The organism is Candidatus Tiamatella incendiivivens, from assembly GCA_015522635.1.
GTDB classification, from domain to species: domain Archaea; phylum Thermoproteota; class Thermoprotei_A; order Sulfolobales; family Acidilobaceae; genus Tiamatella; species Tiamatella incendiivivens.
This window is the reverse complement of sequence record WALW01000027.1, coordinates 190,004-215,107: the sequence shown is the minus strand read 5'-3', so window position 1 is coordinate 215,107 and position 25,104 is coordinate 190,004. Positions and strand designations below refer to the sequence as shown.

The 25,104-nt window shown below is 41.9% G+C and carries 25 protein-coding genes, 2 tRNA genes and 1 rRNA gene; 21 read left to right on the top strand and 7 right to left on the bottom strand.

Annotated features, from left to right (window positions below):
• Together F7B60_07940 and F7B60_07935 are read left to right on the top strand one after the other, a co-directional pair.
• Positions 1–190 (top strand): 23S ribosomal RNA (locus tag F7B60_07940); the annotation flags it as partial.
• 211 nt (positions 191–401) lie between these two features.
• Positions 402–1,328 (top strand): tyrosine-type recombinase/integrase, encoded by a 927-nt coding sequence (locus F7B60_07935; protein MCE4615434.1) that lies wholly within the window; start codon positions 402–404, stop codon positions 1,326–1,328.
• On the opposite strand, the gene F7B60_07930 is transcribed toward F7B60_07935, so the two are convergent.
• Positions 1,290–2,345, bottom strand: a complete 1,056-nt coding sequence (locus F7B60_07930; protein ID MCE4615433.1) for an acyl-CoA/acyl-ACP dehydrogenase — start codon at positions 2,343–2,345, stop codon at positions 1,290–1,292. The genes F7B60_07935 and F7B60_07930 overlap by 39 nt on opposite strands.
• A 25-nt stretch (positions 2,346–2,370) precedes the next feature.
• Positions 2,371–2,456 (bottom strand) — tRNA-Leu (locus F7B60_07925).
• A 160-nt stretch (positions 2,457–2,616) separates the two neighbouring features.
• Between F7B60_07925 and F7B60_07920 the strand changes: the two genes are divergently transcribed.
• Both F7B60_07920 and F7B60_07915 read left to right on the top strand, forming a co-directional pair.
• On the top strand, positions 2,617–3,132 hold the full coding sequence (locus F7B60_07920) for a TFIIB-type zinc ribbon-containing protein (protein MCE4615432.1): 516 nt from the start codon (positions 2,617–2,619) through the stop codon (positions 3,130–3,132).
• Positions 3,125–4,141 (top strand): 50S ribosome-binding GTPase, encoded by a 1,017-nt coding sequence (locus F7B60_07915; GenBank protein MCE4615431.1) that lies wholly within the window; start codon positions 3,125–3,127, stop codon positions 4,139–4,141. The genes F7B60_07920 and F7B60_07915 overlap by 8 nt, the downstream gene beginning before the upstream one ends.
• A 4-nt stretch (positions 4,142–4,145) precedes the next feature.
• Here F7B60_07915 and F7B60_07910 read toward each other — a convergent pair whose 3' ends face one another.
• Both F7B60_07910 and F7B60_07905 read right to left on the bottom strand, forming a co-directional pair.
• Complete coding sequence (locus F7B60_07910; protein ID MCE4615430.1) at positions 4,146–5,204, bottom strand: RNA 3'-terminal phosphate cyclase; 1,059 nt, start codon at positions 5,202–5,204, stop codon at positions 4,146–4,148.
• 33 nt (positions 5,205–5,237) lie between these two features.
• Positions 5,238–5,762, bottom strand: coding sequence for a nicotinamide-nucleotide adenylyltransferase (locus tag F7B60_07905; protein MCE4615429.1), 525 nt, complete (start codon positions 5,760–5,762; stop codon positions 5,238–5,240).
• 73 nt (positions 5,763–5,835) lie between these two features.
• Here F7B60_07905 and F7B60_07900 point away from each other — a divergent pair, with 73 nt between their 5' ends.
• From F7B60_07900 to F7B60_07890, 3 genes are read left to right on the top strand one after another with little or no spacing between them, the layout of a single operon-like run.
• Positions 5,836–6,834, top strand: a complete 999-nt coding sequence (locus tag F7B60_07900; protein MCE4615428.1) for an RsmB/NOP family class I SAM-dependent RNA methyltransferase — start codon at positions 5,836–5,838, stop codon at positions 6,832–6,834.
• Positions 6,810–7,352, top strand: a complete 543-nt coding sequence (locus tag F7B60_07895; protein ID MCE4615427.1) for a hypothetical protein — start codon at positions 6,810–6,812, stop codon at positions 7,350–7,352. Before F7B60_07900 ends, F7B60_07895 begins: the two co-directional genes overlap by 25 nt.
• A gap of 5 nt (positions 7,353–7,357) precedes the next feature.
• A complete protein-coding gene (locus F7B60_07890) occupies positions 7,358–8,095 on the top strand; it encodes a peptidylprolyl isomerase (protein ID MCE4615426.1) in 738 nt (245 codons plus the stop codon).
• Here F7B60_07890 and F7B60_07885 read toward each other — a convergent pair.
• Positions 8,085–9,140: an NAD(P)-dependent glycerol-1-phosphate dehydrogenase gene (locus tag F7B60_07885; protein MCE4615425.1), complete on the bottom strand. Its 1,056-nt coding sequence runs from the start codon at positions 9,138–9,140 to the stop codon at positions 8,085–8,087. The two genes, F7B60_07890 and F7B60_07885, sit on opposite strands and share 11 nt — an antisense overlap.
• 161 nt (positions 9,141–9,301) lie before the next feature.
• Between F7B60_07885 and psmB the strand changes: the two genes are divergently transcribed.
• Positions 9,302–9,898 (top strand): archaeal proteasome endopeptidase complex subunit beta, encoded by a 597-nt coding sequence (gene psmB, locus F7B60_07880; protein MCE4615424.1) that lies wholly within the window; start codon positions 9,302–9,304, stop codon positions 9,896–9,898.
• Positions 9,899–10,054: 156 nt separating this feature from the next.
• Entirely contained in the window at positions 10,055–12,046 is a 1,992-nt protein-coding gene (locus F7B60_07875) for a beta-CASP ribonuclease aCPSF1 (GenBank protein ID MCE4615423.1), read from the top strand.
• 6 nt (positions 12,047–12,052) lie between these two features.
• Here F7B60_07875 and F7B60_07870 read toward each other — a convergent pair whose 3' ends face one another.
• Positions 12,053–12,574, bottom strand: coding sequence for a DUF1947 domain-containing protein (locus F7B60_07870; GenBank protein ID MCE4615422.1), 522 nt, complete (start codon positions 12,572–12,574; stop codon positions 12,053–12,055).
• 106 nt (positions 12,575–12,680) lie between these two features.
• On the opposite strand from F7B60_07870, the gene F7B60_07865 reads away from it, so the two are divergent.
• The 5 genes from F7B60_07865 to F7B60_07845 all read left to right on the top strand — a co-directional run bounded on the left by F7B60_07865 (position 12,681) and on the right by F7B60_07845 (position 15,661).
• Positions 12,681–12,902 (top strand): RNA-binding protein, encoded by a 222-nt coding sequence (locus tag F7B60_07865; protein ID MCE4615421.1) that lies wholly within the window; start codon positions 12,681–12,683, stop codon positions 12,900–12,902.
• Positions 12,903–12,912: 10 nt separating this feature from the next.
• Positions 12,913–13,104, top strand: a complete 192-nt coding sequence (locus F7B60_07860; protein ID MCE4615420.1) for a 50S ribosomal protein L37e — start codon at positions 12,913–12,915, stop codon at positions 13,102–13,104.
• Between the two features lie 130 nt (positions 13,105–13,234).
• Positions 13,235–14,344: an aminopeptidase P family protein gene (locus tag F7B60_07855; protein MCE4615419.1), complete on the top strand. Its 1,110-nt coding sequence runs from the start codon at positions 13,235–13,237 to the stop codon at positions 14,342–14,344.
• 11 nt (positions 14,345–14,355) lie between these two features.
• Positions 14,356–14,946 (top strand): proteasome subunit beta, encoded by a 591-nt coding sequence (locus F7B60_07850; GenBank protein MCE4615418.1) that lies wholly within the window; start codon positions 14,356–14,358, stop codon positions 14,944–14,946.
• Positions 14,909–15,661 carry an endonuclease V gene (locus F7B60_07845; GenBank protein MCE4615417.1) on the top strand — a complete coding sequence of 251 codons (753 nt, stop codon included), beginning with the start codon at positions 14,909–14,911 and terminating at the stop codon, positions 15,659–15,661. Before F7B60_07850 ends, F7B60_07845 begins: the two co-directional genes overlap by 38 nt.
• Here F7B60_07845 and F7B60_07840 read toward each other — a convergent pair.
• Positions 15,647–16,351, bottom strand: coding sequence for a cytidylyltransferase family protein (locus F7B60_07840; protein ID MCE4615416.1), 705 nt, complete (start codon positions 16,349–16,351; stop codon positions 15,647–15,649). The two genes, F7B60_07845 and F7B60_07840, sit on opposite strands and share 15 nt — an antisense overlap.
• Positions 16,352–16,444: 93 nt before the next feature.
• Between F7B60_07840 and F7B60_07835 the strand changes: the two genes are divergently transcribed.
• The 7 genes from F7B60_07835 (at position 16,445) to F7B60_07805 (ending at position 25,076) form a co-directional block, all read left to right on the top strand.
• Positions 16,445–16,552, top strand: a tRNA-Lys gene (locus F7B60_07835).
• A 130-nt stretch (positions 16,553–16,682) separates the two neighbouring features.
• Entirely contained in the window at positions 16,683–16,940 is a 258-nt protein-coding gene (locus tag F7B60_07830; GenBank protein ID MCE4615415.1) for a DNA-directed RNA polymerase subunit H, read from the top strand.
• A 13-nt stretch (positions 16,941–16,953) separates the two neighbouring features.
• Complete coding sequence (locus F7B60_07825; protein MCE4615414.1) at positions 16,954–20,490, top strand: DNA-directed RNA polymerase subunit B; 3,537 nt, start codon at positions 16,954–16,956, stop codon at positions 20,488–20,490.
• Between the two features lie 9 nt (positions 20,491–20,499).
• On the top strand, positions 20,500–23,139 hold the full coding sequence (gene rpoA1 / locus F7B60_07820; protein ID MCE4615413.1) for a DNA-directed RNA polymerase subunit A': 2,640 nt from the start codon (positions 20,500–20,502) through the stop codon (positions 23,137–23,139).
• 3 nt (positions 23,140–23,142) lie between these two features.
• A complete protein-coding gene (gene rpoA2 / locus F7B60_07815) occupies positions 23,143–24,315 on the top strand; it encodes a DNA-directed RNA polymerase subunit A'' (GenBank protein MCE4615412.1) in 1,173 nt (390 codons plus the stop codon).
• Positions 24,316–24,329: 14 nt separating this feature from the next.
• A complete protein-coding gene (locus F7B60_07810; protein MCE4615411.1) occupies positions 24,330–24,635 on the top strand; it encodes a 50S ribosomal protein L30e in 306 nt (101 codons plus the stop codon).
• A gap of 6 nt (positions 24,636–24,641) precedes the next feature.
• On the top strand, positions 24,642–25,076 hold the full coding sequence (locus tag F7B60_07805) for a NusA-like transcription termination signal-binding factor (GenBank protein MCE4615410.1): 435 nt from the start codon (positions 24,642–24,644) through the stop codon (positions 25,074–25,076).
• Positions 25,077–25,104: the final 28 nt, after the last annotated feature.

Genomic DNA, 25,104 nt, shown 5'->3' with positions numbered 1-25,104 from the left:
AGGGGGTAACCGCTGAAAGCATCTAAGCGGGAACCCCTCCCCGAAAAGAGGCGGCCATCTGCTACTGGGGTTTCCCGGTAGCGGCGAGGGCTCCCGTAGAAGACGGGTTTGATGGGGTGGGGGTGTAAGCCTCGAGGGTTCGCCCGAGAGGTTGAGCTCACCACTCCCAATCGCCCGAGGCTGTTGGGCGCACCTGGGGGCGGGTTGCACGCTATTATGGCACGCGTGGCCCGCTGTGGGACTCTAGCCAGGGCTGAGAGGCTGGGATTAAGCCTCTTGCCACATTGGAGTCGGCCTTTGTAGTCTGGGCTTCAAAACCCTAAAACGGCGCTTCATCTTTGTATTACCTTGTTGTAATGATTAATCGTTGTTATGGATGAATCTCCTCTTAGGGTTTAATTTTGCCGAGTAGACTTGACCCTGGAGAGGCTCCTCCCGAAGTCGAGGATCTAGGAGTTAGAAAAGCCATAGACGAATATCTATTGGCACTAGAGTTAGCTGGTGCTAGTAAAAGAACCCTCAAAGTTTATAGGGCAGCTTTACTCGATTTCGCCAGGTTTGTAGGTGAGGATGTGAAATGCTCCGATGCTGCTAAGAGGCTTAGAGATTGGCTTGTTGCTCGGAGGAGAAATGGATTTTCCAGGAGTAAGTCAAAAGGCAAAAGTGCCATTGTCACACTTCACTATTATTACATGTTTGTCAGGAGATTCCTCTCCTGGTGTGGAATTAAGCTCCGTGCACCTAGAGTTCCAAGGCCTATGAACGGCATTAGCGATGTTTTAAGGTGGGATGACATTGTTAGATTACTTAGAGCTTCTAGAGATTTGCTTGATAGAGTCATTGTTTTATTGCTAGCTGAAACAGGTTTACGTAGCAGTGAGCTTCTAGGATTGAAAGTCGAAGATATAGACTTTGATTCTGGAGAAATTGTAGTTCGGAACGCTAAGTACGGAAAAGAGAGGATAGTGTTCTTGGGGGAGGAGAGTGGAAGTGTTCTCCAAGAGTATATAGACTTAAAGAGGCTTAGTTCCGAGGAAAAAATTATCCAATTATCATACCAAGCATTATACAAGAGGCTCAAGAGACTCGCTAGAGACGCTGGGCTTCCCGTTGAGAAGGTTAGGCCTCATGTGCTAAGGCATACTTTTGCTACAGAGGCTCTTAGAAGGGGAATGAGTTTACCTGCACTACAGAGGATTCTCGGGCATAGTGATATCAAGATTACCCAGGTTTACCTGCATCTGGTTAAGGAAGATGTGAAAAGAGAGTATCTTAGCATTTTCAACAAACTACCTCGTGATAAGGCCGGGATTTCTAGTAATACTTGAGGCTATGTACGTCCTCAACACTTCTCTGGCTCCCTCACCTATATCTAACGCCCTCGAATCTCTGTAGAGTCTCTCAGGCTTAGAGTGAAATTCTAGTCCCCTTCCACCATGTATCTCCACATCTATCCAAGCAGCTTTCTGTGCTATGTGAGCTGCCTCATTCTTCAATACAGCAGCATCTACAGGATCTATATTAGGAAGCTGATCCACTGCCTGTTTGTATAACGCCCTTACAGACTCAAGCCTCGAGTAGGCATCAGCTATCATCCATTGAATGCCCTGAAAATCCTTGAGACTCTTGCCGAAAGCGCTCCTACTCTTAGCATATTCAAATGCATCAAAAAGAGCTCCTTCAGCTATTCCTACACCTATGGCAGCATACCCTAGTCTACCTAGATTTATAGCCTGAAGAACTGTTCCCAATGCTTTTCCCTCGCCTAATCTAACTGCTCTTGCACATTTATATAGTACTCTAGAAATGCCAGCACCCCTAAATGACGAAAGATTAAGCGGCTCCACCTCTATAGAGCTCTTATCATCCGTCAGGAATAGTGAAGGTTCACCATTGTATAAGGCAAGAACCAGGAAGTAGTCCGCATATAAGCCATTGCTCGTAAATATTTTCTCACCATTCAAACAATAACTGCCTCCAGCTCCTTCTGCTTTAACAGTTACATTTCTAGCAAGATCGCTTCCCCCTCCTTTTTCAGTCAGGGAAACAGCAGATAACCCTCGGCTTAAGACTTCTATAGCTAAACCGTCCCCAGTATAACCTACAACATGATATAATAGGAACTGAACGCTCAGATTTATGAGTACAACACTCGCCAATCCAACAGAATCTCTAGCCAACACCCTTACAGACTCGATTCTCCCCTTAGCGGTCTCAACACCCGTATAAGGGCCTAGTAAGCCAGACAACTCTAGCCTCGACAAAATACTTGAAGGAACATTGTTCTCCCTATCTATAAGCGAGGCTTCCTCCTCGCTCAGGCTTGGAAGCGTATAGTTAACCAAAGCAAACACCCTAAACAGCTCTAAATGGTGCGGGGGGTGGGATTCGAACCCACGCTGGCCTACGCCAACGGGTCTTGAGCCCGCCCCCTTGGGCCGCTCGGGCACCCCCGCAATCCACTGCTCCAAAATGAATACGGGTCACTGGAGGGCTATAAAACCTAACACACTCACAAGCCATGGAAACAGTTACAATGAACCCTCTAACTAGGATAATGTGATAACCTATAGAGCCATCTATAGTTTGACAGCACAGAACAACAGGGAATGATTAATGGTAGTCACAAAATGCCCCTACTGCGGTTCAAAAAATCTGGTTACAGACTATTGGACAGGCACAATAATATGCGCGGATTGCGGCTCTGTTATAGAAGAGAACATAACAGAATACGAAATGAATGAAGCTAGAAAAACCACTAGGTTAAAGAGCAGGTTTAACATGAAAAAAAGCGATGCCAAACCGAGATTCAATAGAATGGTGTGGAAAAATGGCAAACCGGTACATATTGCCTCTTATGTAGCCTTGAACACTTGGAAACTTCTAAAAGAAGAACAACCGTTCATAGAGGAATACCTTAGAAAACTAGAAGACCATTCTTTACTTATAGGTAGGAGTATTAGAGTGAGACTTGGCCTAGCATACGCATTATATCTATACAATAAACGGGGAAAACCCCTCTCAAGAGCAGTAAAGGAAGCTGCATCACGGTTTTATTTAAGTGAGAAAAACCTTAGAAAACTGTTTAACTACTATACTAGCGATACACATCTGGGAATCTTAAATGAATAATAGGCTTGAGACGATTACACCTCCAGAGAAAGCAGAACATATACAGGTACCTGAATACAAGGAACTATTAACAAGAATGAAGAGAAGGTACGAGAAAGTTGGGAGAAACCTCCCAATACTAGAAATGGAATTAGCACGTCTACAAATGATAGCTGACACTATTGAATCTAAAACAAGCTTCGTAAAAGAACTATACCACTTGCTGAAAACACTGCATCCATTTTACAGGAGTCTTATATTCCTAGAATTCGATGAAAACAAGGTTTACAAATACATAGAATGCGTCTTCAAAGCACGTAAAATAGCACAATATTTTGCCAAGAAATACCGGTATATACTTATGGCACAAGAAGAGAGGAAAACCATTAAGAAAAAAGCCAGTGAAGCCAGGGGTAGAATGCTATCCCCTATTAAAAGATGCAGCAAAGGGTTACTATACTTGAAAAACCTTGTTGTTTACCTTTCTCATCTACCAGGAATAAACCCATCCTTACCTACAATTATAGTTGCAGGACCTCCTAGTGTGGGTAAATCCAGCTTTGTAGCATCAGCCTCCAGGGCCAGAATCAACATCGCAGAATATCCCTTCACAACAAGAGAGATACACGTAGGGCACACGAATATACGGGGAAAAGACATTCAACTCATAGATACGCCAGGGCTTCTTGACCGGAAACTAGAAGAAAGGAATGAAATTGAATTAAAAGCTATTATGGCATTAAAACACCTTACTGGCATAGTCATATTCCTCCTAGATCCCACGGAAACTGCCTCCTATCCCATAGGGGTACAACTAGAAATAGCGGATGATGTAAAGAGTATAACTGGAAACAAACCGTTCGTTTATACGATATCGAAAATAGACTTAGTCTCCCGGAAAACACTCTCCAACACCCACGAACTCATCAAAGCTAAAGCAGGAGTAACTCCTTATTCAGTGAAAGCCAGCGACCCTCAATCAGTTCATAAATTACTCGAAGAACTTGTAGACAAATGTTCTGGAGAATAGTTTTTCATCCCCTTGAAAAAGGCTTTACGCCTTTCAGCTTCAAGAAAAAGGGTCCGTCCACTTCCCCGTCTAACTCGTATTCAAACCCTTCATCCCCTAAAATAATCTTCAACAACTCAAGAACCGTTTTAGCATGCATTGTTAATTTAGCCCCTCCTATCTCTGAGACACCCCCAGTGAATGCCAAGAATGGAGGTAACATGTCTGACATATGCCTATCAAATGCCATTCCTGTGGATAGATCCTCAACTAATACAGATGCAGCCTCATCTCCTACCCTCTCAGCAGGCTTCCCCCTAGCTCCTAGGCTATCGGATCCCAAAAGCGTTTTTCCACAATTAGCCCATAAGACTATTCCACTTCCTGGGCCTAAATGCGGATCCCATTCCTTCTTGTAATGTTCAATCTCGACTGAAACAGGTATTTCCCCCAGTTTTTCTCTAATATAATTCCTCGCGGCTAAAGCTTGCCTACTAGCAACATGGAAGGGAAGCTTAACCGCGTGGGATAACCCTTTAATCCCGAGTATCCCACCCCGCCTAATAGCCTTTAAAGGCCTTAACTTGGAGGCCATTTTCTCTATAACTAACTCAACTACACCACCGCCTTTTGGGTAATGGCCCCTACGATGAAGAACTATATCGAAGCTCACGCCGAGTAACCGGAGATTATGCTTAAAAACATACCGCATATAGTCTATCGGGGGGGCCATTGGAACATCAGTTCCACCAGATAACCTCACAGTACTCGGTTCACTTGCAAATAATAGAGGTAAAATCACAGCTTGTATAACTAGAGATACACTACCAGCTGTACCTATATCAAATCTGTACGAACCCCCCTTCAACTCCTTAGGTATGAAGATTACTTCAGTTGAACCTACATGAGCCCCAGACACTTCAGCTTGAGCTATCTGCGAAAGTGCTTTAACAGCAATAAGGTGTTGAGGTCTCAAACCTGGCTTAGACCGTTTTGCTCTAACATCATGTACTCTAACTGGTTTACCTGAAACAGTGGACAAAGCCAAGGCTAACCGTAAAATCTGACCACCACCTTCTCCCATGCTACCATCTATATCGATTACCCTTGTCACCAACTACTCATCGCCTCTAGAGAGTCTCCTAAGCCTCTCAGCGAAACCCATAGTGTTTAAATCCTTAACTATTAATTCAGGAACGCAATCCTCCCATTGAGACCCCTCGATAATAGCTTTCCTAATATGAGTTCCACTACACTTACTACGGTTGAACATAGGAGGATGGTAAACCTCGTATCCGCTATCCTCGAATAATAATTGGACTAGCGGGTTCCCAGAGACCACTGCATGAAAGGGAGGTAGGAGCATTTCCAAATATCTAACCCACTGCTTATTGCTGTTTATATCCATAATAGGAACAATGGTTATCCTATGAAGATAAGTGCCCGCCTCGTTCACAAGAAGCTTTCCTAAGAGAGAGAATCTCTCTCCGGCAGTTAGAGGGTTATTCAATGAAAAACTATCCTGCGCAGACCCAATGATAACTATCAGTTCATCAACCACCTTGTCTAATGCCCATTTAATTGCTTTAACATGACCGTAATGGGGTGGCTGAAATCTGCCTGGAAACACGCCCCTCTTCAAACCTCACGCACCCAAACAATTTAGAGTGAAACCTGTACTATTAAAGATAAAAAGGAAGAAGGAAGGGAGAGAAGTGATAAAGCAACGAAATGGAGGTTTAAAGCAGATTTTCACGTTGGAACCGAGCAGAGAAGCCAGGAGACTAGCAGAGAAATACGGGTATAAACCGTGGATGATTGAAAGATACCTTCAAATGCTCCCTTATAACGAGGTAATAGACCTCCTGGAAGCCAACGAGAAACCTTTACCGAAAGCAATTAGATGTAATAATTTTCTTATAAATTGTGAAACCCTGAAAAAGCGGCTGCTGGAGAAGGAAGTAGAACTAGAGAAGATACCGTTCACAAAATACGGGTATTATGCCAAGAAAGGTAGTGGGAAAATAGGATATTTACATGAATACCTCTTGGGATACTATTACATTCAAGGACCCGCTTCAATGATACCAGTAGATGTGCTTAACCCGAAAGCAGGTGAAGACATACTTGATGCAGCGGCAGCTCCCGGAGGAAAAGCAACTCAAATACTCCAGTACACACATGACAAGGCCTTCCTAACAGCCATAGATAAAAACAGGGATAGATTAAAAGCCTTGAGAAGCCACCTCTCCAGAATGGGTTTCACCAACTACATTATCATAAGAATGGATGCGCTTAACGTGCCTTCCACGCTATTATACAATAAAATACTCTTAGATGCACCCTGCAGCGGAGAGGGTATAATCCGGAGAGATCCCCTGAGGAAAAAATCCAGGAAAATCAGTGATCTAGTCTACTTATCAGAACTCCAAGTCAGCCTTCTAAACCATCTAAAAGCAAACGTGAGGATTAATGGAACCATAGTGTATTCTACCTGTACAATAGGGGTTGAGGAAAATGAGTATGTCCTAACGAAAATACTAGAAAATGATCCGTGCCTAGAACCAGTTGATATTAAAGCTCCAGGAGTAAACGGGTTAGTAGAATACGGTGGAATAAAATTTGATGAAGGAGTGAAGAGATGTAAAAGAATGTTTCCACACACCCTAGACACGGAGGGATTCTTCATATGCAAACTAAGAAAAAAGTGCTAACACTAAGAGAATTGGCCAAGAAACATTCCAGGCTGATATTAAATCTACTACATACAGTTACAAGCTGCAATCACACTGAAATCCTACCTGGAAAACTCTACGGCCAATACGGTGGTCCATATATCGATATATACAATATATCAACTAGCCTATGGGTGCGAGTGAAGGAGATACTTGATGCAAAAATCAATCCATACTCCGCTGGTTTATATATTGCAACTATAAAAAAGAGGGAAGTAACCCCAAGCCTAGATCTAGCAAAACGCATCGCCCGGAAATGCAATCTAGGTAATTACAGGTATGCCAGAGTCTCGCTGAAAGGAGAACAAGTTTTCCTATACGGTAGGGATATTTTCGGAGAAAATATCATCGAGTCAGCTAAGGGAGAAGGCCCCCTTATAATCCTTAGCAGGGAAGGAGAACCCTTAGGATGGGGATACCTGAAACTGGCAGATAGAAAAGAACTTTTAATAGAAAATATTAAGGATGTTGGATGGTACGTTAGGTCAGGAGGGTAAGAACAATGCCTATACAAGATGGAGATATAGTATTAGTATCATATACTATACACGATAAAGAAGGAAACCTAGTTGAAACAACAAACGCTGAACTAGCTAGAAAAGAGAATAAATACCGTGAAGACGAGTATTATGGTCCAAAAACAATAGTTGTTGAAGAAAACATACTTGTCAAAGGATTCTATAAAGCTCTAAAAGAAATGGACCTAGGAGAAAAGAAAACTGTTGAGATACCGCCGGAGGAAGCATACGGTCCCAAAGAGCCGTCCAAAATAAGGAAATACCCTGTCCGGAGATTCCTGAAAGCAGGAATAAGGCCAGAGGCCGGTAAGATCGTTGAAATAAACAGCGAGCTCGGAGTCATTACCAGAGTAACTGATAGAATAGTTGAGGTGGATTTCAATCACCCACTAGCAGGTAAAACACTCGTCTATGAGATTGAAATCCTCGATAAAGCCGATACACCGGAGAAAAAAACTAAATTCCTTGTTGCTAGAAGACTAACAATCAACCCTGAGGAGGTTAATGTAAATATAGAGGATGGAGAAATAATCATAGAGCTAAAACCGTCAGTACTAAACATCAAAGATATCCCTCTCTATATTAAAGTTCTAGGCGCCGAGGTAAAGAAGCATATACCTGAAGCCAAGAAGCTAACATTCAAGGTCTCTATTATATATGAACAGGAGAAACGAGAAGGAGAAAAGGAGAAAACAGAAGTCGGTGAGGAAACTAGTCAATAACCCCTGTCTTCCTAGCTAGTGCTTCAGCTGCTTCCCACGTTAAACCTTTCTCTCCCAGTATAGTGTATCGCTCTGGTCTTATTTTGTGGGCTATAGTTAGAGCCCTTATTACCTCAATATCCTTGATTCCTAACTCTTTAGCCTTCACTGGTAATCCTACTCGAGCCATGACTTTCTTCGCTTTCATCCAGTTTCTACCGTGCAAGTAAAGCATCATAATTGTTCCTAATGCTACTTGCTCTCCATGGAGGGCCGGTTGTTTGGCAACAATATCAAGTGCATGGCTAAACAGGTGTTCAGAACCGCTCGCGGGTCTAGAGGACCCTGCAATACACATAGCCACTCCACTACTAACTAGAGCTTCTAAAATTATTCTAGTACCTTCAGGAGTCATTGAGGCGATTTCATCTGAATTATTTATTACATGCTTAGCAGTCATTAAAGCTAGCGAAGCTGCATAAGCTCCATAGTATTCTCCTTTAAGCTTATGAGCTAGTTTCCAATCCAGCACTGCAGTCCATTTTCCAAGTATATCGCCAATACCCGATCTTATAAGCCGCTTAGGAGAGTTCGCTATCAAACCCGCATCTAAAAGAATTAACTGTGGAACACTAGCCCTAACCGATATAGGTTTTTCAAACCCCTTAAGACTCGCGAATGGAGAAGTTATACCATCGTGAGACGCGGCAGTAGGTATACTAACGAAATCCTTTGACATTTTGAATGAAGCAAACTTAGCTACATCTATAGATTTCCCCCCACCCAACCCCGCTACTACGTTGTATTTCAATTTCAATATCTCTTCAACAGCATGCTCAGCTACATCGACTGTAGGGTTTTCAACAATCAAATAATTTACATCGAACCCTGCGTCTTCAAGGCTTTCCTTTACCCTAGGATAAATAAACGAGTATACGTGAGGTCCCGTCACTATAAGTACATAAGTACCCTTAGGCCATAGTTTAGCAAAATACGATCCTACCTTATCAATCACCCCATTACCCACTACAAGATTTCTGGGAAGGGAAAAATAATGCTCCTCCAACACTTCCACCTTCATTCCATACTCTATCCTTAGAAGGATCACTATCCTTTATTTGTAATGGCTAACTTTTATTATAACTGGTCATTCTAAACCATCTACCAAGGGGAGATCCTTTGTTCGAAGCATGGAGAAACGAGTTAAACCCTACTGGAAACCCGAAAATCGAACTATTCCACGGAACCACGACTATAGGCATTAAGGCAAGTGAGGCTATCGTCCTAGCAGCTGATAAACGAGCTACTGCAGGGCACTTAATAGCTAGTAGGACAGTCAAGAAGATAGTCAAGATTACAGATAACGTAGCAATGACTATAGCCGGAGTTGTAGCAGATGCTCAGTCTTTAGCTGATACGGTAAGGGCTGAAATGGAGTACTATAGTATAACAGCGAAAACGAGGCCGAAAGTAAAGAACTATGCGAGCCTTTTAGCTAGAATACTCTTCTCATCCAAATGGTTCCCATACATAGTCCAGTTAATTGTAGGAGGATACGATGACTCGCCTCGACTATATAGTTTGGATTGGTATGGAAGCATATTAGAAGAAGATTCGTTCACCTCGACAGGCTCGGGATCCCCTATAGCCTTGGGAGTCCTAGAAGAGGGTTACAGAAATAATATAAACGTAGATGAAGCTATTGAACTAGCAAAGAAATCTATTAAAGCAGCTACAATGAGAGACTCTGCATCGGGAGATGGTATTGATGTCATTGTCATAGAAAAAAATGGTTCAAGAGAACTTACAGTTAAGTTCTCTTAAAACCTGTCCTAGAAGATTATTTCGCTGAACAATATTAATCACTTATAAACCCCAATTAACATACCTTAAGAGATAGCATCAGCTCCTAAGACCCGAAACGTGATGCATTCCAAATGAGTTATGAATATCAATCTCTCGAGAGAGGTGCTTAATAGTTTGACATCAACTGATTCACGTGGGAGCGAGAGGTTAACAGGGAAGAAACTTAGGCTATTTCTTATGAGAAATATCTACAAATACCTAGGTAATGCCGATATAAGCACTGTAGAGTTCGAAGGCCCCGAAATAGCTATCTATGTTAAAAACCCGAAATTCATAGTTAAAAATAGCGATGTAATCAAAGAATTAGCAAAAAAACTTAAGAAAAGAGTTGTGATACGAACAGATCCCAGTATCAGGAAACCACAGGAAGAAACCAAGGCATTCGTCCTAGATCATGTAGACCCTGAGGCAGGTATAGACCCCAACCTCATAGAATTCGATGAAGTTCTAGGAGAAGTTATAGTGAGGGCAGAGAAACCCGGGAAAGCTGCAGGTAGAAACAAGCAGTTCATTAATAAAGTACTAGCAAACACCGGATGGCGAATGGTGGTCTATAGGAAACCGCCGTTAATCAGTAACGTTTTAAATAGTATTCTAAGCCATATGCTTAGATCATCCGCGGAAAGAAAAAAGGCATTCAGAGAAATCGGTGAAAGAATATTCAGAGATACCATCAGGGGAACGCAACATGTAAGAATAATAGGCCTAGGATCATTCTGCGAGGTTGGTAGATCAGCTATACTAGTAGATACTGGCGAAAGCAAAGTACTATTAGACGCTGGAATAAACCCTGGGGGATCAGGAGTAGATAGGTTTCCTAAGTTGGATTCGCCCGAATTTAACATCGAAGAACTTGACGCTATCGTAATAAGTCACGCACACTTAGATCATGTTGGAATCTTACCACTGCTATACAAATACGGTTATAGAGGACCTGTTTATGCTACGAAGCCTACAAGAGATATAATGGTTCTAGTTCAGAAAGATCTGATCGAACTAGCACGCAAGGAAGGAGAAGAACCTCTTTACGGTATGAGAGAAATATCTATGATGCTTTCAAGGACAATAACCGTAGACTATGAGGTCGTCACTGATGTAGCTCCTGACACCAAACTTACATTCCATAATGCTGGGCACATACTTGGATCTTCTCTAGTGCATCTACATGTTGGACAGGGGCTTTACAATATACTGTACACGGGAGACCTCAAGTTTTACAAGATAAAGGGGGATACAGCCACGCGTTTACTTCCCCCTGCGAACCACGAGTTCCCCCGCATAGAAGCCCTTATAATGGAGTCAACTTACGGAGCTACAGAACAACAACCAAGGGAAGAAGCAGAGAAGCAATTACTCGATGTGGTTAGGAAAGTCGTTGGAAGAGGGGGGAAAATACTCATACCAGTAATGGCTGTCGGTAGAGGCCAAGAAATTCTAGTAGTATTGAATGAGGCTATGAAGAATAAGGAGATACTTGAAATACCAATATATGTTGACGGCATGGTATATGAAGTAACAGCTATATATACCAATTACCCTGAACTGTTAGTTCCACCTATTAGAAACAAGATACTTCATCAGGGTGAGAATCCCTTCATCAGTGAAAATACTGTATATGTAAGCCATAGAGAAGAACGGGAATCCTTGATGCAGGGAGATAAAAGCGCTATAATACTAGCAACATCTGGGATGTTAACAGGAGGGCCTAGTGTGGAGTATCTAAAGGCTCTAGCAGATGACGAGAAGAATGCCTTAGTCTTTGTCAGCTACCAAGCAGCTGGAACCTTGGGGAGAAGAATAGTAGAGGGAGACCGAGAAATGCAATTCATAGAAGAAGGAAAAGTCAAAAGCCTGAAAATAAAAATGGAAATACAAAGGATAGAGGGGTTCTCCGGACATGCTAGTCAATCAGAGCTACGGATGTTTTACAAGTTCCTGAAACCTAAACCAAGAAATATAATATTGAATCACGGTGAGCCTTCAGCGATTCAAACCCTCAAAAACCTGTTATTTAGAGACGCAACAAAGCTAGAGGAGAAAGGAGTGATAAACAGAAAGCCTGAAATTTATACGCCGAAACTCCTTGAATCGATTAAACTCTACTAATCTAAACTACAGCTCTTTCCATACTTTGTCTCCCACGTAATGAAGATTAGCGACAACCTTTCCACGGGACTTGGATGAAACCATAGCCTCTAATTCCCTAGAAGATACCATTGCCTTACCTACAGACACTGGCGCATTCGACTCTTCATCTATAATTATTACCATATCACCGGGGTCAAAATATGCAGTAACCCTTCTCACACCAGGAGCCATCAAATCTGCTCCCCGCATTAAAGCCTGGACAGCTCCTCTATCTACTTCTATATCGCCGATTGAGATGCTTTTTCTAAATACTTGTAAAAGCCTCTTCAAGCAAGGCACATAAAGGTTTTCTCCTCTGTACTCCACAATCAATATGAAGCACTGCGAGTCACATAGATACACTACAGCGTCATCATATTCACCAACCTCTAATAGATTACAGCTATTGTAATCTAGTATCCTTAGAAGCTTATCTGTAAGAATCCTATGAAGCTTCTTCCTTTCCTTTTTTGATAACAAGTGTCTGTTTTTCAGTTGGGCTGGCATTTCAGCATGTTCACCCAGTAAATTGGTTTAATGAATATACCTTTTTATAGTAGCTTCCCTTAGAAAACGGTAATGAGACCACGACTGAAGCTATAGGTGGAGAAGATTGTCTGACACGCATACACTGCTTAGCGAATCACTCGAGAAAACCGTATACATAAGACTCAAAGGAGGTAGAGAGGTTAGAGGTACCTTAAAGAGTTTTGACCAACACCTGAACATACTACTTCACGATGCAGAAGAAATCAGGTCAAACGGAGAAACAAAAAGACTAGGAATAATACTAATAAGGGGAGATAACGTCGTAATGATCTCCCCGGCAAGCTGAGGTGTAGGTGATGGGTAAAGGAACGCCTTCAATGGGTAAGCATGGAAGAAGCAAGACACATATAAGATGTAGGAGATGCGGTAGAAACTCGTTCAATGTCGCTAAGGGATACTGTGTGGCATGCGGATTCGGCAGATCAAAAAGAATACGCAGATACTCATGGCAAAACAAGAAAGTCACAACAAAAGCTAGATTCCGCTAAATCTACTTCACACACATACCATGCAAACTTCTATACGTAATCGTAAAATACCATTCCAACAAATTTGTGCAATCTATGTTTTAACCCCTAATATCAAACTAAAACTACTTGAAGAGACAGGTGGTTTGACTTGTGGAAATCTCCTTCCAGGCTTGAGAAGCTAGTAGAGAAAGAGGGTTTGAAAGACCCTGTGATAGTAATATCTAATCCTTCTAACGTTACATATTTTACAGGCATACCTAGCCCAATAGGATCTATTCTAATATCTATGCCTGCCAGGCAAAACCATATCATCCTGACAAATATCCTAGAATTCTACAGGTTTCAAGACCAATCCCCCAGTTGGTTGAAAGTATACGGTTTCTATAGGTCTGCCAACGAGATGATTATATCAGACGATATTAAAGTGCTGGGGGATGATCCTTATTCGTCCGTATCCAAGATAATAGGGGAAGAAGGGGAAGTCCTATGTGATCTTGGAGGCCTTCCTTGCAGTCATAGAGAGAAATTTAGCAAAATATGCAAGAAGGGTTCCATTGAAAATGAAATCAGTGAAATTAGAATGATTAAAACGGCTGAAGAAATAGATATTATAACGGAAACAATCAAAATAGCTGAAGAAGCTTTTATTAGAACAGTCAATGATATGGCTGAAGGAGTTTCAGAGCTATACCTTGCGGGAAGACTGGGACTACACCTGCGGGCACTTGGAGGGGAAAGAGAAGCGTTCCCAACTATAATTGCCTTCGGAGAAAATGCAGCTTACCCGCATGCAATACCTACAAACAAAAGTCTAACAAGAAATAATCTAGTTCTCATTGATTGGGGAGCAGTAAAGCAGAACTATAACAGTGATTCTACGAGAACGTTGATCTATGGCGGAAACAGTGAGTTGAAGAAAGTAATAGAAATAGTGAACGAAGCCGTTGAAGAGGCTATAGATACGGTAGAACCAGGGATTAAAGCTAAGGATATAGATAACGCTGCAAGAAGAGCCTTAGAGAACCAAGGATTCGGCCCTAAATTTATTCATGGACTAGGTCATGGAGTAGGTGTGGATGTACATGAGGAGCCTTATATAAGACCGGGCTCAGATACTGTAATCAAAAGGGGAATGATATTTACTATTGAACCAGGAGTTTACTTACACGGCAAGTTTGGAGTACGAATAGAGGATATGATACTAGTTACGGAAACAGGTGCCAAAGTTTTAACAAGGCTCCCCCGAATTTTTAGTTAAGGTGTTCATGAATGTACGTGCAGGGATCGACTGTTGTTGGTATCAGAGTAGATGGAGGCATTATCATAGCTGCTGATAAAAGATATACCCTCGGTAACTTAGTTATTAGCGGAAAAGCAAAAAAGGTGCACGTAATAACTGATAAAATAGTGATTGGAGCCGCTTGGATGTATGCTGATTCGCAAGCAATTGCCTCCATACTTAAACATGAGCTAGAATACTATAAACTATCAAGCAAATCTCCTTTATCAGTGAAAGGCGTGGCAAAATTACTTTCAAGTATTCTTTATTCCAGTAAAATGCTACCATATTTGACTGAAGTTATGGTCGGAGGGGTCGATTATACGGGTTCTCATCTATATGTACTAGATAGTCTTGGAGGATATAGTGAGGAGAAATACGCTGCCCTAGGAACAGGGGCCTCCCTCTCTCTCGGCCTCCTTGAGGATAAGTACCATGAAGAACTGGCCCTAACTGAAGCTGAGAAGCTTGCGGTTGAAGCAGTAAAGACTGCGATTAAAAGGGACTCATTATCCGGTGACGGGATAGACGTGGTTTTAGTGAGTGGCAAAGAGGTTAAAGAGTACAGTGTACAACTATAATTCCACTGGAATGTGTAAAATCATCCGATCTAAATTCAATTACAGAAAAGCGTTTAATGCCCAAAAAATCCTTGCAAGAAAGGTTCTAAAGGATGACTATATAGGGACTATCAGAAGTATCGGGGGGTTAGACCTCTCCTACTCTAGCGATAGGACTATAGGAATAGCTGTCCTATCTATTTTCAACTATCAAACTCTAAAATTAATACAGTGTTTTTATGCTATAACTTATACCTGCGTGCCCTATATCCCCGGGTTACTTGCATTTAGAGAAATGCCGCCAATAGCTTTGTTGCTAACTTGGGCAAAGAAGAGAGGACTACTACCTGATCTACTGCTTGTTGATGGCCATGGAATAGCTCATCCAAGAGCATTTGGTATCGCCTCTCACGTAGGGGTAGCATTCAATATTCCATCGATCGGTGTAGCTAAACACCGATTGACTGGTTCGGAAGAAGATGATAGAGTTATAGATAAAAAATCTGGCGAGGTAATCGCTTATATAATATACAAAGGAAATAGAAAGATATACGTTAGTATAGGACATAAGATATCTCTTAATACTGCTGCTGAAATAGCAAGGAAAACATGGATAAGAGGAAGGATACCCATACCTACTCTTATAGCAGATAGGTTCTCAAAGCAACTCAAGCATAATGTAGATAATAAAGATATAGGTTCAGTAAAGGAATGCCCCTCTTTAAACTTTTATTAAATCGCAATAGTTTTTACATATCAACTCGATAATATCTGTAGAGCTTTTTATGCCGTTGAAAGCCTTTTTAGCGGGATACCTTGTTACCACTGGCCTGTATCCCAGTCTTCTCTCTACTTCCCCAGCAACAACTTCTTCAGATATTGCCTGATCGGGGCCCAACGCGATTATATCGGGGCGAATATCCTCTATAGGAGCGAATATGTCAGCTTCATCACCTAAACGTGCATCATAAACATATCTAATGCCTTGTACAATCCTCAGCCTAATAGACTCTGACAACACTGGGAGCCTCCCTTTAGATTTCAAGACATTAGCATCCCTAGCCACAACAACATACAGTTTCCCTAGTCCTGAAGCCCACTTCATCAACTCAATATGACCTGGATGAATTATATCAAATGTCCCTGCAAGAAAAACCCTCTTCTCCTGCTTACGCTCAGGCCATTGTATTTCTAGTTCACCAATATACTTAAGAGAATCCAATAGACCTTCAGCATAAGCTACCGACACTAAACTTGTTTCAGCATCCCCCTTCTCCAAGTAATAACGGGAGTCATTCACATACCGCTTAATAGCATCCAAAAGACCAGGGTACCTATTACTCAAGAGCCTGGATACTCTGTTCAAAGAGGTTTCCAGCCCATCAATATAGTGCCTAATTCTATCAACGTTAATCTCTAATTCCAAAGCCGAACACCGTTCACTTGTTCCTAACAATAAAACCAGCCATCATTCAACTATAATTTTATATCCCCACTGAAATACCCTAGAAGGATGGAGGGGCCCGTAGCTCAGCCAGGATAGAGCGGCGGGCTTTTAACCCGTAGACCGGGTGCCTTGCCTTTGGGCTCTGGGCGGAGGTCCCGGGTTCGAATCCCGGCGGGCCCGTCACATCACCCGCCGCCCACAAGGCTCCTACGAACTAATATGTCAAGGATTAACATAGAGATGATCAAATTTAATAAACCCGATATCAGACGTTTCTTGAGTTTGCAGGTGGAAGGGGGTTTATATAGAGATGACCCCGTCAAAGGTCAAAGTTAAGAAGAAGATCCTTAATCACGAGCTTGCCCCGAAACACGAGCTTCTTAGCGTAGAGGAGGCAGCTAAAGTGCTAAAAGAATACGATGTAAAACCATACCAGCTTCCTCATATTAGTGTTAATGATCCCGTAGCTAGATTATTGAATGCGAAACCAGGAAACATTATTAGGATTACTCGAAAGAGTCCTACTGCGGGCGAATCCGTGGTCTATCGAATCGTTGTAGCTTATTAGGGGGATATTTAGTTTGACATCAGACAATAATTGGATCCCAGGACAGAGAGAATTGTTCATCTTAGCTAAATCCTTCATAGAGGAAAAAGGCCTATCACGTCAGCATCTTGAGTCATTCAACAGATTTGCACAGAAAACCATTTATGAAATAGTTGCATCAAGAAAAACTATTCATCCAGGACCTGCTAGGCCATATTACTACTATGGTAGACGTCAACCAGTAGAGCCTCATCCTCTTATGTTCTCTACCTTTGTAAAAATTGGCAAATTAAGGATGGGCAAACCTCTCGTGAAAGAGGTGGATGGCGCAAAGAGAAGTGTTAACCCTACCGAATGCCGATTAAGGAACTTAACATATAGTGTTCCACTGTACTTAGAAATGACCCTAGTAGAAAATGGCATTGAACGTGAACCAGAAGAGGTTCACATCGGAGATCTTCCAGTAATGATCAGATCAGTCTTAGATCCCCTAGCAGATAAGAGCGACGAGGAACTAGCGGAGCTCGGTGAAGATAGCAGAGATAAAGGCGGGTATTTCATCATCAATGGAAATGAAAAAGTTGTTGTAGCCCAAGAGGAATTAGCCATTAACAGACCATTAGTATCTGTAGGAGGAGGTAGCTTTGCCGCTTCTTCCAAAGTGACATATAGTGCCAAACTTTCATCTCTCAGCCAAGGTGTTAGAAGCAGAATAATGATCGATAGAATGGCTAACGGTACATTTCAAGCTGTAGTAACAAGGATAAGAGGGAGAATACCTATTGCGATACTGCTTAAAGCACTTGGATTAGAAACCGATAAAGAAATACTCATGGCAATATCACCAGACCCGGAATTCCAGAACGAGTTCATACTTTCCCTACTCGAGGTCTCCATGATAAGAAGCCGAGAAGAAGCACTCGAATTTATCGGAAACAGAGTCGCAAGCGGGCAACCACGAGATATTAGAATACAGAGGGCGCAGGAAATACTTGACAATTATTTCATGCCACACATTGGTAGATCACCCGATGAAAGAGTTAGAAAAAGAAAAGCTTTGCTTATAGCTGACATGATTAGACGTATAATAGAACTCATGAAAGGGTATCGTGAACCAGACGACAAGGATCACTACGGGAACAAACGGCTTAGATTAGCAGGAGACCTCATTTCAGAGGTCTTTAGACTGGCATATGATACCTTTCTAAACAACATGGCTAAGCAGATGGAAATTCTCATAAGCCAGCGTAGAAAGATACATTTAGCCCAAATAGCTAGGTCAGATATAATTACTGACATGTTAAAGAGAAGCCTAGCAACAGGTAATTGGCCAGGTAATAGAACAGGAATAAGCCAAACCTTAGACCGTGTTAACTGGATATCATCCCTCAGTCATCTTAGAAGAGTAGTCTCCAGCTTATCTAGGACGCAAAGCCACTTTGAGGCGAGAGACCTACATGGCACGCACTGGGGAAGACTATGTCCTTTCGAAACTCCTGAAGGCGCGAATTGCGGTTTAGTCAAAAACCTTTCATTATTATCATACATATCCGTAGGCCTTACAGAGATTGAGAACACCAAGCTTATAGATAGATTATATAAGCTTGGTGTTCTACCTGTCGAAGAAGTTCTAGAGAAGGCTAAAAACGATGACTCTCAAGCAATAGATGCGCTTGGGAAATATTCGAGAGTTTTCCTCGATGGTATACCTTTAGGCTTTCACCCCAACGGTAAGAAACTAGCTGAGGAGTTCAGAAAACTCCGTAGACAAGGGGAAATACCCTTCGAAGCAAGCATAGCTTTCATAGAATCAGGTAAAATAGGAGAAGTCTATGTCAACACTGACCCAGGACGATTAATGAGACCCCTTATTGTCGTGGAGAACGGTCAGATAAAGCTCATAAAGGATCATATTGAGAAGATTAAAAAAGGAGAAACTAGTTTCACAGACCTAGTAAAAGGTGGAATAATAGAATACGTCGACCCTGAAGAAGAGGAAAATACATATGTAGCGTTATATCCAGGAGATGTGACCAAAAAACACACTCATCTTGAAGTATGGATACCGGGTATTTTCGGCGTAGCCGCTTCAACTATACCGTTCCTCGAGCATAACCAAAGCCCACGCAACACATACCAGTCTGCTATGGCAAAGCAAGCACTCGGTTTATACGCCGCTAACTATAAATTAAGAACAGACAGTCGCGGACACTTATTCTACTATCCTCAAAAACCGCTAGTACAAACCCAAGCATTAGATCTGATAGGATTCAATGACAGACCCGCTGGAATAAATGCTGTAGTAGCTATAATGTCATTTAGCGGATATAACATAGAAGACGCGTTGATATTCAACAAGTCATCTATAGATAGGGGATTTGCCAGATCCACATTCTTCCGTCTATATTCGACTGTTGAGAATAAATACGCCGGAGGATTAGAAGATGAAATAACGATCCCACAACCAGGAGTCATAGATTATAAGCAACCTGAACATTACAGACATCTAGGTTCAGACGGAATCATTGCTCCTGAAGTTAAGGTATACGGAGAGGATGTTTTAATAGGGAAAGTGAGCCCTCCAAGATTTACTGCCGAACAGCAGCTAGTCACTGGGGTTTCACCTTTCCAGGCAAGAAAAAGAGATACTAGCATAGTGATGAGGCCTAAAGAAAAGGGCATAGTCGATACAGTACTTATAACACAAACGATAGATGGCAACAAACTTGTTAAAGTAAGAGTAAGAGATGAGAGAATACCTGAAATAGGAGATAAATTCGCCTCGAGGCACGGTCAGAAAGGAGTGATAGGTATGATGTTCCCTCAATACGATTTGCCCTATACTGAAGATGGGGTTACTCCTGACATAATAATAAATCCACACGCATTCCCGTCTAGAATGACGCTAGGACAGCTCATCGAAACTATAGCCGGTAAGGTAGCTGCCCTATCCGGGAGATTTATCGATGGAACACCGTTTATAGGAGAGAAAGTAGAGAACATCAAAATGGAGCTTCTGGACAAGGGGTTACCTGAGGATGCTAGTGAAATTATGTATGACGGAAGAACTGGTCTAATGTTGAACAAACCTGTTGTAATAGGCATAGTTTACTACCAGAGACTACACCACATGGTAGCAGACAAGATACATGCACGTGCCAGCGGGCCTGTTCAAATGTTAACAAGACAACCCACAGAAGGTAGAGCCAAGAAAGGAGGATTAAGGTTTGGTGAAATGGAAAGAGACACATTGATAGGACATGGTACTGCAATGGTACTGAGAGACAGGTTGCTAGAGAATAGTGATGCTTATATTATGTATGTATGTAAGAAATGCGGGCATATAGCATGGTTTAATGCAAACAAACGGAAATTTGAGTGCCCTATTCACGGAACAGACGGAGATGTTGTACCTGTAAAAGTTCCATACGCATTCAAACTCCTTCTCCAAGAAATAACTAGCCTGATGATTAAACCTAAGCTCTTAATTTCAGATGTCTCCAGCGTTGTTGAACGTGAAGTAAGGGAAACAGAGTCAAACTCATCAAATGGAAAAGGGAGAACAGGGTGATTTGTGGTGTTGAGGTTTGAAGACTATGTTATTGATGGAATCAAATTCGGTATCATAAGCCCGGATGAAGCTAGAAAACTAAGCAGAGTAGCACTAGTTACCGACAAATTATACGACGAGGAGCTTCCTGTTAGAGGAGGACCCAGGGACCCTCACATGGGTGCCATAGAGCCAGGTGAAAGGTGCCCTGTATGTGGTAATCCCCCATCTACTTGTCCAGGCCACTTTGGTCATATAGAACTGGCTGCACCAGTTATTCACGTCGGATTTGTTAGCATGATAAATGATATGTTGAAATCAACCTGTAGATCTTGTGGAAGGATACTTCTCCCTCAAGATGAAATTAAACGCGACTTAGAGTTATACAGGAAACTGAAAGTGAAATGGCCTCGACTAGCCAAAGACTTGGTTAAAAACGTTATACAGAAAGCGGCAAAAACCCCTAAATGCCCACATTGTGGGGAGCAGCAATACAAGATCATACTAGATAAACCATATAAGTTCTATGAGGAGAGACCTGAAGGAAGAATTTTCCTGAACCCTCACGAGGTAAGGCAAAGGCTTGAAATGATACCTGATGAACACGCTGAACTACTAGGATTAGATCCTGAATATGCCCGTCCTGAATGGATGGTCCTTACAGTCCTACTCGTACCACCGTTACCCGTCCGTACTCCAATATCCCTAGAGACTGGAATTAGAAGCGAGGATGATTTAACGCATATTCTTGTCACTATTATACGCGCCAATAACGATCTCAAGAACATTATCATGAGCGGTGCACCTCAAAGCATCGTCGAAGAGAGATGGAATGTTCTCCAATACAATGTCTCTATTCTCTTCGACAACGAATTGCCAGGTGTTCCGGTTGCAAGACATAGGAATCTTAGGCCGCTTAAAGGGATAGTTCAAAGGCTTAAAGGCAAGGAAGGCAGGTTCAGAGGTAATCTCTCCGGTAAGAGGGTTAATTATTCAGCAAGAACTGTAATTTCACCAGATCCTCTAATAAGTATAGATGAGGTAGGTGTGCCAGAAGAAATAGCAAAAACTCTTACAATAGCAGAACACGTCACTCCCTTCAACATCGAGAAACTAAGGAAACGAGTTCTAAACGGCCCGAACAAGTGGCCAGGTGCGAATTATGTAGTAAGGGATGACGGTAGGAAAATCGACCTCAGATTCTTCAAGGACAGGAAAGCTTTAGCGGAAAGCCTCAGACCCGGCTATATTGTTGAAAGACATTTGGAAGACGGGGATATAGTGTTATTCAACAGACAACCTAGTCTTCACAGAATGTCAATGATGGCCCATATAGTCAGAGTCTTCCCGGGCAAAACTTTCAGACTAAACCTTCTCGTCTGTCCACCGTACAACGCTGACTTTGACGGTGATGAAATGAACTTACACGCATTACGATTACCAGAGGCTATAGCTGAGGCATATGAATTAATGCTAGTGGAGAAGCATATATTATCACCTAGATACGGAGGGCCAATAATAGGAGGCGGCCAGGATTATGTTAGCGGTGCTTATCTTCTGACAAGCAAGACAACACTACTTACGAGGGACAATGTCGAATTTATATTATCAGTAACTGGTTATCGCGGAGAACTGCCTGAACCAGCTATTATTAGACCAGAAGAATACTGGACTGGAAAGCAAATAATTAGCTTGTTTTTGCCTAAAGGATTTAGTTTCCAAGGAAAAGCCAAGATCAACTCGGGTAAACTCGAATGTAGTAGTCCTGATTGCTTCTTCGATTCCTATATAGTGATAAGGAACGGTGAACTTCTGGAGGGTGTATTCGATAAGAAAGCGGTTGGAGCACAACAATCGGAAAATGTAGTGCATCATATGATCAAAGAATACGGAGAATCTTTTGTTAGAGAATTCTTTGACAAGGTATTCAAAACGTTTATCAGAATGCTAGAGCTTAAAGGGTTTACAATGACTCTAAGTGACGTTGAGATACCTCCGGAAGCTAAGGAGAAGGTTGAGCAAGTTATCGAAGAAACATACACAAGCGTAGATGAGCTTATAAAACAATACCAAGAGGGTATACTAGAACCTATACCTGGAAGAACAATAGAAGAAACTCTGGAGCTAAAGATAATTCAGACGCTCAACGAGGGCAGAGAACGTGCAGGAAAAGAAGCCATTGAATACCTCGACCCGTTTAATAATGTTTTTATAATGGCGCGTACCGGGGCGAGAGGCTCAGATGTTAACATAACCAACATGGCCGTAATGCTAGGTCAACAGGTAGTCAGAGGCAAGCGAATAACAAGAGGGTACAGAGGTAGAACATTATCACACTTCGAAAAAGGAGACTTAAGCCCTGAGAGCAGAGGTTTCGTTAAAAACAACTTCAGATCAGGTTTGAATCCTCTTGAGACATTCTTCCATGCGGCTGCTGGAAGAGAAGGTCTAGTGGATACTGCAGTAAAGACCAGTCAAAGCGGTTACATGCAGAGAAGACTTATCAACGCATTGATGGATCTACGTGTAACCTATGATGGAACTGTTAGAGACAGCGAAGGTAATATTGTACAATTCTCCTACGGGGAAGACCTAGTGGATCCTATGAGATCGATGCATGGAAAATCTGTCGATATAGGCAGGATAATCGAGAAATACAAGGAGGTGTAAGAAATGGCTTCTAAATCATTGAAATCTGCTTTAGTTGCAGCCGAAGAAATACTTCCTCCCATAATATATGATGAACTTGTTGAAAAACTGGAAACGTCTGGATTAGACGCGAAAAAGAAAAGAGTCGTCGTAGAGGAGGTAGTTAGAGAATATTTAGCAAGCCAGATACATCCTGGTGAAGCTGTTGGAATAGTAGGGGCTCAATCGATAGGTGAACCCGGTACACAGATGACGCTGAGAACATTCCACTATGCTGGCATGCTAGAGTTTGACGTCACACTAGGTCTTCCTAGGCTGATCGAAATAGTTGACGCTAGAAAGAAACCCTCCACACCAACAATGAGAATATATCTAGGTGAAAAGATAAGGAAAAACCTGGAAAAAGCCAGAGAAATAGCGAGAAAGATAGAATATACCACCATTGAGAAAGTTATGAGTGAACTTCAGAAAGATATTGTAAACTATACTATAACCATAATATTTGATAAGGAAATGATGGATGATAAAGGCGTTACACTAGACGACATCATACCACTTCTCAAGAAACTCAAAATAGGAGAAATAGAGATAACAGGCGATAAGCCGCCAACACTAACAATATACCTAAACGAAGATATAGATATACGTACCTTGAGTAGGGTTGAGGATAAAATAAAGCAAACCAAAATAAAGGGAATAAAAGGAATAACAAAAGTTGCCATAGAAGCAGAAAAAGATAGAGAAGGAAACTTAGTTGAATATATAATAGTAACTGAAGGATCTAACTTAGCTGAGATCCTCGATGTAAAAGGAGTAGATTATACTAGAACATACACTAATGATATTACAGAAACAGCACAAGTTCTCGGTATAGAGGCTGCTAGGAACATAATTATCAGAGAAATGCAAGATGTGCTAGAGAAACAGGGTCTAGACGTAGATATAAGACACCTTATGTTAGTAGCAGACCTAATGACTTGGACTGGTAGAGTCAAAGCTATTGGTAGAACAGGTATAGTAGGAGAGAAAAATAGTCCACTGGCAAGAGCGGCTTTCGAGGAGACTCAGAAACATCTGTATAGAGCAGCTGCTAGAGGGGAGATAGAAGACTTTAAGGGAATAACCGAGTCCATTGTAGCTGGTAAGGTTATAAATGTGGGTACTGGTATGATTATCCTTACACAGGAAGTGCGGTAGGTAGGTGATAGAGTATGGCAAGCTTTGAGAGAGAGCTGAAAAACCTGCTCAAAACTGGGAAATTCATTATAGGATCGAAAGAGTCCATTAAAATGGTGAAAAACGGTAAAGCAAAAATGATAATCGTTGCCATAAACGCTTTGCCTAGGTATAAAGAAAGCGTAAAGTACTATGCAAAGCTAGGCAATATACCTATTTATGAGTATAAGGGGACAACAGTTGAACTTGGAGCTCTCTCTGGTAAACCATATCCAGTATCTATGATAGCAGTACTGGATGAGGGCTCTTCCAGGGTATTAGAAACTATCGAGGAGGGTTGAAACCGGGTGCCTGAACGGAAGCTTGGACCCGAAGAACTAAGGTATATTGCCTTATTTCAAAGCATAACTGGCACAACAGTGCTTGATTGCATAGTTGACGAAGACTTCAACAGAATAATCTACACAGTCCGTCCGGAAGATATGGGAAGAGCGATAGGAAGGAAAGGAATCAATGTCAAGAAACTCTCCGATCTATTGAAAAAGAACATAGAGATCGTTGAACACTCTGATAACCTTGAAAACATGGTTAAAAACGTATTCAGAGAGGCAAGGGTAGTTTCCATTAATCTCGTTGAAAGAGCAGACCAGAAGACATTATATGTACGAGTACCCGACACGGATAAAGGGAAGGCTATAGGAAGAGAAGGAAAGAACTTGAAACGAGCACGGCTTATTCTAAAACGCTTTTTTGACATCGATAAAATAGTTGTAACCGCATAAAACAGCGGAAAGAATATTTAGACCTTGA